Raw genomic sequence first — 3,151 nt, 5'->3', positions numbered from 1 at the left:
TATTAATAGTAGTATTTATTTTTAAGGAGTTATATTCACTAATACCAATACCAAAAGCTGCTTCATATGTTAGACTATTTTTTATATTATTATTTGAAATTTCAGTTATACTCTCTTCAAAATTATAAATTGATCTTTCAGCTTCTACTGAATCAACATTTAATAAATCCCCATTATTATCTACCATTATTCCAAAGTTTATAAACCCTCCATAATTATCACTTATATTATTACTCTTAACAATTGTTTCTGCAAGATTGGCTTCACTTCCCATATTAGCAACATAAAGACCTGAATTTCCCCTTAAATTACTCACACTAGGGCTAATACTATTGAGTATCATATTATCACCATGTAATTTTGAAACAATATTATCTTGCAATGTTGTCTTAGTATTACCATCTCTATTTACCATATTATAAACTGATATTCCTTGTGTAAACCCTCTTTCAGCTAATAACACTTTTGTTGAGTTATTTGTAATAGTATTATTTATTTGTTTGAATCCATCATTATTTACTTCAATGCCTGAACTATTTCCATCAAAACTTATTACATTTTCAATATTATTATTATTGATGTTGACATTTAATGATTCGCCATCTCTGTTATCTAAATAAATACCTGTACTTTCATACGGGCTTATATAAGAAGATTCGAGACGAGGATCAAAGACTGCAGATATAACATCTTTAATATCATTGTCTTTAACATTTATAGTTGAATTTTTATAACCATAATTTTCAACATGTATTCCATAATTAATAATTTTATTTATCTTGTTATTAGAAATATTTATATTTAAATTTTCAAAACTTCTTGGTTCAATCTCTGCTAAACCACTAATGCTTTTTGGAGCAAAAGATCTAGTTTCTACCGAAATGCCTTCACGATAAGTTGAAATATCATTTCCGATAATATTTATATTAGTATTACCATTCTCATCCGGCCTAGCAGAAATATAAATTGAATTGCCTGCTTCAATTCTATCTTCACCAATGGCTATTATATTATTGGTAATATTTATTTCTCCACTCACTCCATCACCATAAATTATATTTCCATAATATCCAGGATCATTTATTTTCAAACCAGAAACTGCAGTATTATCAGCTAAAGTAATCAGATTTAAATATTCAGGTGAACCATTAATTTCTATTTCTTGTATTGTTAATGGTACATTATTTTCAAACTCCAGCTCTGCTCTTTTACCTTCTGGTCTGAACTGAGTTTTCCTGCTGCCTTCAGCGTCAGCGGCAACTGTTATATATCCACTAGGTGAAAGAAGCTTTTGACCAGGCATAAGATTTATTGCCCCTACTTCCATTACACCATCATCACCAAGTAAAATAATTACATCATTTTCATCTGGAAGGTTTTTATCAACTATTTTTGCAGCATCAACATAGTATTCTCCAGCTATTTCGGAAATGTTTAGAGGATCTTCTCTTGAACCATCTCCATCACCATCAGCAGTAACATACCATACAGTACCTAATTCAACTCCACCTGAATAATCTAAGGCAAGATCATCTTCATCATTATCTGACTGCAGGGCATCTGACTCTCCAACAACTATATCGAGATCACGTTTTGGCTGTTCTGTCATTCTTGCTTCTAGGATCTCTTCACTGCTGTATTCTTTATTCTTATCGGCTTTTTCTTCAGCTTTAGAATCTCCACCAAATGGAATTGAAACAGCAAAAGTAGCTTCTGTATCACTACCTCTAATATTGTCATCTCTCCATTCTAAGCCTAGATTCCAGGTAGTTTATTCCTTTCACCAAACTGCTTATCTACTCGAAGCTGTCTTCCAGTCATTGTTTCTGTACTGCTCTCAAAAAATCTATAAAGCTTGGCATAAATACCTACATCGCTAAATATACCTTCTGCTTTAGTAAATCTTTTTCCCACTTCAATGTCAAGACCATTCATACTTGCATAGGCCCCTTCTTTATAGACTAACCTTCTATCTTTAACTTCAACCTCATCAAGCTCTGGAGCAGAAAGAACTTCATCTTCTGTAATATATCCATTGAGCCTGAAATCCCACTGATCTGTTAAAATTTCTCCACCTACTGTCCACATATTCCAATCATAGCCATATTCTTCTCTTCTATCTCTAAAAAGATAGGCACCAGCAATATGATTTTCAGCATTATCCAGCTTATATCTGTACCCTAATCCCAAGTTCCATTCATCAACCTCATCTGCACTCATTCTGTACCTGAAATCGGTATACCAGAGTGAATCTTCTCTATTCCGGAAGGGATAAAGAATTCCAGCCTGACCAATAAAGTCATCTCCAGTAATCCCGTTAATATTAAATCTTGGAGAACGCTGAACTTCTTCTGCGTTTACTGCTGCAGCAGCTGTGAATATTAAAGTTACGATTATAAATATCGATAAAATAGTTTTCGTAAAGCTCATAATTTTCCTCCTTGTTTTTTCAATTATTATTTTTTTAACTTATTCAATTTTTTTATTATACCAGCTCCTTTTTTATCTTATTTTGTCGAATTTAAACTGAAAAATACCACAGCAAACTATCACTGTGGTATTAATACCTGAGGCGGAACTGACAATCTTAGATATATATCCTTAGATTCAGAACTTTGCGTCCCAGACTTTCGAATGGTTTGCTTTTAAATATTTATTAAATAATTCCAAGTAGTCAAAATTAAAAACACTTTCTTCAATAGTAACACTATAAATTGACTTAGTATACCATTTTGTGGCTAAAAAATATGTGGATTCATAATCTTTATTAATATTTTTTCTTAAAATATCATTAAACTTAATTAAAATATTTTTTGTTAACAAACCTGTATTTTCTTTGGTAACTAATTTTAATAAAATATCGCTTAAATTATTAATTACAAAGACAATTATGTCTTCATTTTCCTTATTTGAAGAGGCATTGTAAATTCTAAGAAATTGATTTATTGTCGTTCTAAAACTTATCATTCTTCTATGAGGAGAAATGAAATTTAAAGAATTTCTATTCTCTTCATCTTGAGAATAATATTTTTCTAAATACCACTTTTCAAACGTAATCTTCTCAAATACACTTTGATCTATTTGCACCAAATCAGTGTAATTAATTATCAAATCACTAAATTTTCTTAAATTATTTTTGATCAACTTATTC

Annotated in this window: 2 protein-coding genes and 1 riboswitch; both genes read right to left on the bottom strand. The window is 30.7% G+C overall.

What is annotated here, in order from left to right:
• Positions 1-1,609 (bottom strand): hypothetical protein (locus CI949_RS19130; protein WP_290769364.1); only part of this gene is annotated, 1,609 nt, incomplete at its 3' end.
• Positions 1,610-1,755: 146 nt separating this feature from the next.
• Positions 1,756-2,430, bottom strand: a complete 675-nt coding sequence (locus CI949_RS19125) for an inverse autotransporter beta domain-containing protein (protein WP_110301333.1) — start codon at positions 2,428-2,430, stop codon at positions 1,756-1,758.
• A 141-nt stretch (positions 2,431-2,571) separates the two neighbouring features.
• Positions 2,572-2,654: riboswitch (cyclic di-GMP riboswitch) on the bottom strand.
• Positions 2,655-3,151 lie beyond the last annotated feature (497 nt).

The organism is Halanaerobium sp. (assembly GCF_003070835.1).
The sequence above is the reverse complement of the archived record's forward strand: the minus strand, read 5'-3'. Positions and strand labels throughout refer to the sequence as shown.